The sequence below is a fragment of the Bacteroides sp. 3_1_23 genome, assembly GCF_000162555.1.
Taxonomy (GTDB): Bacteria; Bacteroidota; Bacteroidia; order Bacteroidales; family Bacteroidaceae; genus Bacteroides; species Bacteroides ovatus.
In genome coordinates this window covers 1466275-1474053 of the sequence record NZ_GG774949.1, presented here as the reverse complement: position 1 = coordinate 1474053, position 7779 = coordinate 1466275, and the positions used below count along the sequence as shown (strand labels likewise).

Genomic DNA, 7779 nt, shown 5'->3' with positions numbered 1-7779 from the left:
GATCCGTAGTCAGCTACTCTATTCAGTTGGGCTACGCGACCTCAAATAATATAACTTGTAAATTTTTCAGTGACCGCGACAGGATTCAAACCTGTAACCGGCTGATCCGTAGTCAGCTACTCTATTCAGTTGAGCTACGCGGCCATTCTGTTAATTCAAAAAAGTGATCGCGACAGGATTCAAACCTGTAACCGGCTGATCCGTAGTCAGCTACTCTATTCAGTTGAGCTACGCGACCGTTATTTTGTTTTAACGGGTGCAAAGATACGGACTTTTCCCGAATTAGCAAGCTTTTCACCGACTTTTTTTGTAGAAAATTATTCTATGAACCGATAATTGAATAGTTGTAAACCTATACTTAGTCCGACATTCCACTCCCTTTTCGGTGAGCTATAATGATTTATATATGCAGAGATATCTCCAAAAGGCAATTGACATACAACAGAAATTTCTCCTAAATATTCAAACTTGGAGAAAGCTTTTCCGTAATATGCTTTATTCAACGAGTTTTTTTCGATTGGATAAATAGGCATAAAACCATAAAATTCTCCCCGAAGATGGAACATCTGGCTTAAACGGTAAATAGGCCGAATGCCGGCTCCGACAAATTGATTGGCACGAAAGGCTTCGTTGTAAGTCAATTTGCTATGTAATGTAGGAGAAAACTCTCCAGCTTGCATCATTGTGGCCGTATAGTTCTCGGAGAAGTTTTTGGAGGCATACAGGGCTTTCAAATACCATCCTAAAACCCAATGTTCACTCATATTATGATATTTCTCTTTCATATAAGATAATTGCAGCCAGGAGTGATGATCTTTGTTGTTACTGGTCGTACTTCCTTCGCCCGGATAGAATCGTTCTTTTCCAACGAAAATCTGGGCTACAAGGGCTTCTCTGTATCCACGTGTAGGATATTGTTTGGAATTAAGAGTACTTCCATTAAAACTAATTGATCCACCAAATAAATCATAGCGGCTTTTATCAAATTTGTCATTTCCGAAGTCAATGACACTTTTTTGAAAATATTTATCCTCTATTCTTGCAATTCCTACTCCAAACTCTGCTCGCTTGCTCGAAAGGAAAGGTAATCCAACCTGTAATTTCAAGAAACGTTCGTCTTTCTGGTTAAAGGCCGGTTTGTTATTTCGCGAAAAAAGTTTGTCCTTCTTAAAATAGTCGAAAGTACTGATCGAACCTATAAGACGATACGAGGTAGGAATGGCAGTGGCAAAGTCTATTTTTGCCATAAATTGCACGTTGTTATATACCTTTCCAAGTTGCCCGTCAAGAATAAACTCTTTGGCATAGTAGTTTAAGTCCTGATAACTAAGTCCCAGGTAGATCTGATTCGAATTGGAGGTGGATATGTTACCTCCCAGCCGTACAGCAAAGTTGTTTTCCAGTTTGACTTTTAAATGCAGATCATAGGTGTCATCTTCCGGATTATAAATTGCATGCGGTATGATTTCTGAAATCATTTTATCTGATAGCAATCGAAAATAACCTTGCTTTAAATCTTCATAGGTGAATTCTTTGTTATCCGACTTATGAAATTCTTTCTTCATATATGCCTGTTGTTGTGGATTAGCTCCATCAATGATGATATTTTTAAAACGTAGTTCCGGGAAATTACTACGGTATACCATTCTCCTTAAACGAATATTGTCCAGATTCACACGCCGATGGATACGGCTTTTGATAGAATCCATCATGCTGATGGTTCGATTATATCCTATATCATGTAATTCGTCGATGCGTTGAAAATCCATCAGATTGACGTTGTCATATTTGAACGTCATTAAAATCCCCATAGAGTCCGGAATAGAATAGTCGGTTTTCTGCATCACCATATTCTCAATTTGACTCATGAGGTCATTTTCCTTGGGTTTAGTGGGATTGGTGGATACAACGCTTCCTATAATGACATCCGGATGAAAATCATCTCTCATGACGTCCGTGGGAAAGTTATTATAGATACCTCCATCGTAGGCCAGTACATTGTCTATTTCAATGGGTTTAAACATGAAAGGGAAGCTCATGGAAGCTCTGACGGCATCTCCTAAATCTCCTTCCTTCATGACTAACTGTTTTTTATTGTACACATCGGACGCAATGCAACGGAAAGGAACAAAAAGTTTATCAAAATCTCCCTTACAAGCGGCCGTAGCACGTGCATATAGGTCAACAAACACGAGATTCATTTGAATCGGGTTGACAACACTGGTAGGCAGGAATTGAGGTTTTAAACTCTTCAGTGAATCTTTGAATGAAAAACGAATATTGAGAAATTCGGGAGTGGGAAGATTCTTTTTGAAATGATATACGTATTTCTCTTCCACTTCTCCGGAATACCATCGTTTAAAGTCCTCCGATTTGAGCAGTTCTACCATGTCGTCAGGAGAGTATCCCATGGCATACAAGGAGCCGATAATGGCTCCCATGGAAGTACCAGCAATGTAGTCAATAGGGATGTTGTTTTCTTCCAATGCGCGAATGATGCCGATGTGCGTCATTCCTTTGGCGCCACCACCGCTTAATACAAGTCCTACTTTTTGGGCATGGATAGCCGGGATGATCAGCCATAAAGTAATGAACACTAAAAAAATCTTTCTCATAACCCAAATCAAACAATTGAATTTTTTGTCTATTAAGTGTTCAAATATATACAATACTTTTCAATTAATCGATATTTTGCCGATCGTTTTAAATTGAAAAAGAGCATTACAACGTGTATTTAACGTTGAATGCTCTTTCTTGAAGTATGTGTAATGTTTAAAGGGGCGATATTAAATCAGCTCAATGCTACGTTTTACGAAGTTATTCAAAGCTTCACCTCTTAACATATTGTTTTGAAGTAAGGCCAGATCGATAAGCTGGCGGATAACTTTGTTATTGCTTGCATAGCCGATAAAGATAGCTTCTTTCTTGCTTTTCAGATCATCCCACTTCTTGTCGAGATCGTTTAATTCATCTTTTTCAGCTGTTGGGATGTCTTCTTCCTTTTTATCCTTCTGTTTGTCTTTCAACTCATTACGTTGTTTGTTGACGTTATCCATTTCGGAGAGTATCGGAGCTACTTCTGCTTGACAGGCATTCTCTTCTTCATTCAATACTTGTTTTATCAACTTGTGGTCTGAATTCAGGATCAGATTGAACATGTCAGGCATTTCACCGTAGAAGCTCATTCCGGCTTGAATATTTGCCATTTCTTTCATACGACGCATATATTCGCTTTGAGTAATCATGACCGGAGCCGAATTTTCTCCCAACGCTTGCGTCATCACATTGAATTCAACCTTATCCATTTTAGGCAATTGGCTCTTGAAGGCTGTTGTGATTGCATCTTGTTTGTTGGCTTCCAGAGTTTCACCTTTCTTGTCTTCTTTTACAATCAGATTGTCAACAACATCACTGTCTACACGGGTGAAACGGGATTTCTCAAGCTTTTGCTCCAACATACTTACCATAGCTACATCTAACTGGCCATCCATGAGCAAGACATTATAGCCTTTATTGGTTGCAGCCTCAATATAGCTGTATTGTTCGTCCTTGTTATTTGCATACAGATAGATTAGATTTCCATCTTTGTCTGTCTGGTTATCTTTAATAAGGGTCTGATATTCCTCGAATGTGTAATGTTTGTCATTTGTATCGGTGAAAAGGGCGAATTTTTGCGCTTTATCATAGAAATCCTCTTGTGTGAGCATTCCATAATTGATAAATATTTTCAAGTCGTTCCACTTTTCTTCAAACTGCTTACGATCATTCTTGAATATAGACTGTAAACGGTCGGAAACTTTCTTGGTGATATAAGTTGAAATCTTCTTCACGTTTGAGTCGCTTTGCAAGTATGAACGGGAAACGTTCAACGGAATATCCGGAGAATCTATTACTCCATGTAACAAAGTCAGGAAGTCCGGCACAATGCCTTCAACAGAGTCTGTTACATATACTTGATTGCAATATAACTGAATCTTGTTCTTATTTAATTCAATATTGCTCTTTACCTTCGGGAAGTAGAGGATACCAGTCAGATGGAATGGATAATCCACATTCAGGTGAATCCAGAAGAGTGGTTCATCAGACATCGGATATAGCTTGCTATAGAATGATTTGTAATCTTCATCCGAAAGTTCGCTAGGTTTGCGTGTCCACAAAGGAGTGGTATCATTGATTATATTATCTTCAGCCGTTTCTACCTGTTTGCCATCTTTCCATTCTTTCTTTTTTCCAAATGCAATAGGAACAGGAAGGAAGCTGCAATATTTCTTCAGAAGTTCGGAGATACGTGCTTCTTCGAGGAATTCTTTGCAGTCGTCATCAATGTATAAGATGATATCTGATCCACGGTCGGCTTTTTCTATTTCTTCAATAGTGAATTCAGGGCTGCCATCACAAGTCCATTTTACGGCTTTTGCATCGTCTCTGTATGATTTAGTGATAATCTCCACTTTCTTTGCAACCATAAAGGCAGAGTAGAAGCCAAGTCCGAAATGTCCGATAATGGCATTTGCATCGTTCTTATACTTCTCCAGGAAGTCATTAGCTCCAGAGAAAGCTATTTGATTGATGTACTTCTCTATTTCTTCTGCAGTCAAACCGATACCACGGTCAGAAATGGTAATAGTATCTTTGCCTAATTCAACGTGAACAGTTAAGTCACCCAGTTCACCTTTGAATTCGCCAATAGAAGCAAGCGTATTCAGCTTCTGAGTGGCATCTACCGCATTGGATACTAACTCGCGCAGAAAAATCTCATGGTCACTGTACAAAAACTTTTTAATGATAGGGAAAATGTTTTCTGTTGTAACCCCAATATTACCTTTTTGCATAATACGTATATTTTTTTAGTTTATCTATTGATTAATTTTAATTGATATTTGTCCATACAGAGACAAAAAAAATGCCAGACCCGAAGGTCTGACATTATGGCATATTAAATTATTTTCTTATTCAGGAAATAACTCTATTCCGGAGAAACAACTTTCATCTCCAATTTGCCTTTTTCTTCATTAAGGGTTACTTGAATAGTATCTCCCTCTTTTAAAGACGAGGAAATGATGAGCTCGGATAAACCATCCTCCAGATAGGTTTGAATTGCGCGCTTCAAAGGACGGGCGCCATATTGTACGTCATATCCCTTGCTAGCGATGAATTCTTTCGCCTTATCTTCAATAACAAGCTTGTAACCAATAGATTCTATTCTATCGTACAATCCTTTTAGCTCTATGTCTATAATCTTTGTTATCGCTTCCAGAGAAAGTTGATCAAACGTGATAATCTCATCTACACGATTGATGAATTCAGGCGCGAATGATTTATTTAGAGCTTTTTGTATAACACTTCGCGAGAATTCTTTATCATCCAGGCGGCTTTGTGTCGCAAAACCAACACCACGTCCAAATTCTTTCAGCTGGCGGGTTCCGATATTGGAAGTCATGATAATAACGGTATTTTTGAAATCTACCATTCTGCCATAACTGTCAGTCAGACGACCCTCATCCATTACCTGAAGCAGGATATTGAATACATCCGGATGTGCTTTTTCTATTTCATCAAGCAATACAATAGAGTATGGTTTACGGCGCACTTTTTCTGTCAGCTGGCCACCTTCTTCATATCCTACGTATCCCGGAGGTGCCCCAACCAAGCGTGAAACAGTGAACTTTTCCATATATTCACTCATATCGATACGAATCAGTGCATCGGCAGAACCGAACATATACTTGGCCAACTCTTTTGCTAGGTGAGTTTTACCAACTCCTGTCGGACCTAAGAACATAAACGTGCCAATGGGCTTATTAGGATCTTTGAGTCCTACACGGCTTCGCAAAATGGCTTTGACCAGCTTTTCTATCGCTGTGTCTTGTGCGATGACTTTAGCTTGCAAATCTTCTTTCATACCTGCTAGCTTGATGCCTTCGGCCTGTGCCATTCGTTGTACTGGAATGCCTGACATCATTGAGATAACATTGGCAATTTCTTCTGCATCAACAGTTTGCCTGTTTTCTTTTAGATTGGCTTCCCATTCTTTTTTCATCTCATCCAATTGGATAGAAAGTTCTTTCTCCTTATCACGGAAGCTGGCTGCAAGTTCAAAATTCTGCGATTTTACGGCTTCATTTTTCTTGTTTTTAGCTTCTTCGATCAGCTTTTCCTGTTCTTCTATCTCTTTGGGTACATTGACATTAGTAAGATGTACACGTGAGCCGGCTTCATCTAAAGCATCAATGGCTTTATCAGGGAAATTACGATCTGTGATATAGCGGTCTGTCAGCTTGACACATGCTTCCAATGCTTCATCTGTATAATACACATTGTGATGATCTTCATACTTATCCTTGATATTACGCAAAATCTGCAGAGTTTCGGCAGCAGTAGTCGGTTCTACGATTACTTTTTGGAAACGACGTTCCAATGCGCCATCTTTCTCAATATTCTTACGATATTCATCAAGAGTGGTGGCACCGATACATTGTATTTCTCCTCTTGCCAATGCTGGCTTTAGCATATTGGCGGCATCCATAGAGCCTGCTGCAGAGCCTGCGCCTACAATCGTGTGAATTTCATCAATGAATAATATAACATTCGGATTCTTCTGCAATTCATTGAGAATGGAACGGATACGTTCTTCAAATTGTCCACGGTACTTTGTTCCTGCCACAACAGCAGTCATGTCAAGAGCAACGACTCGTTTATCAAACAGGATACGCGAAACCTTTTTCTGAATGATTCTCAATGCAAGACCTTCAACAATCGCTGATTTTCCTACACCGGGTTCACCAATCAGAATTGGGTTATTCTTTTTGCGTCGACTTAATATCTGCGCTAAACGTTCGATTTCTCTTTCTCTGCCCACAACAGGATCCAACCGTCCTTCTTCTGCCGCTTTTGTCATGTCAGTACCGAAATTGTCAAGTACCGGCGTATCATTAGACGGCTTCTTGGAAGCGGTTTGTGCCTGTTGGCGTTCATCCGAGCCACCTCTGCCGGAACGAGGAGAAGACATTTCTTCGTCATCCTCATCGTCTTCCGAAAAGCCCATGCCGGAATTGATATCCGGCTGCAATGTAGCTTGCTCCAGTACTTTCACGTAGTTTATATCGTTTGCTTCAAGTACGGAAGCCGCCATATTGTTTTTTTCTCTTAAAATAGCCAATAATACATGTTCTGTATCAGCGATGTTACTTTTCATTCCACGAGCTTCTAAAATACACATTTTTAATATCTTTGCCGCATCATTAGATAACGGCACCTCTGCATCAGGCAATAACATTTCATCAGCTTCTGCCTTCAGCTGAGCTTCAATCTGTTGCTTTATAGCAGCCAGATTGGTGTTGAGTTTAGACAATATCTCGATAGCTTTTCCTTCACCGTCACGGAGTATTCCCAGAAGCAGGTGTTCGGGACCTATATACCTACTTCTCAACCGATTCGCTTCTTCCTTACTATAGACGATAATGTCGGAAACTCTTTGTGAGAATTGATTATTCATACTTTTTTCCTTTTCTTCTAAGGGTTATTCACTGGCAAATATACGCATTTAATCAAGTTTGTATTGCAATATTTGCTTTATTTCTTATATCTACAAATGGCGTGCCATAAAAACAGTGTATTTGTATTATATATATAAGGTATAACAAATAACAGGCTCTTTTTTACCGATGTTATTTATCTTTCCATATTATATTTATCGTTTTTATCTTTTTATTTTCGTATTTTAAAGTTTGGCGGGTTATCGTCCCGGTCATGATAAAACTTTCTTTCTAAAAACTTTCG

General features: G+C 39.1%; 3 protein-coding genes and 2 tRNA genes. All 5 read right to left on the bottom strand.

Annotated elements, in window-relative coordinates; translation table 11 throughout:
- Positions 1–70: 70 nt before the first annotated feature.
- The 5 genes from HMPREF9010_RS18820 to HMPREF9010_RS18840 all read right to left on the bottom strand — a co-directional run bounded on the left by HMPREF9010_RS18820 (position 71) and on the right by HMPREF9010_RS18840 (position 7495).
- Positions 71–144 (bottom strand) — tRNA-Arg (locus HMPREF9010_RS18820).
- A 20-nt stretch (positions 145–164) separates the two neighbouring features.
- Positions 165–238: transfer RNA gene (locus tag HMPREF9010_RS18825), tRNA-Arg, on the bottom strand.
- Positions 239–317: 79 nt separating this feature from the next.
- Positions 318–2615 carry a patatin-like phospholipase family protein gene (locus tag HMPREF9010_RS18830; protein WP_008647548.1) on the bottom strand — a complete coding sequence of 766 codons (2298 nt, stop codon included), beginning with the start codon at positions 2613–2615 and terminating at the stop codon, positions 318–320.
- Between the two features lie 171 nt (positions 2616–2786).
- Positions 2787–4832: a molecular chaperone HtpG gene (gene htpG, locus HMPREF9010_RS18835; RefSeq protein ID WP_004306065.1), complete on the bottom strand. Its 2046-nt coding sequence runs from the start codon at positions 4830–4832 to the stop codon at positions 2787–2789.
- Between the two features lie 134 nt (positions 4833–4966).
- Complete coding sequence (locus HMPREF9010_RS18840) at positions 4967–7495, bottom strand: ATP-dependent Clp protease ATP-binding subunit (RefSeq protein WP_008647546.1); 2529 nt, start codon at positions 7493–7495, stop codon at positions 4967–4969.
- Positions 7496–7779 lie beyond the last annotated feature (284 nt).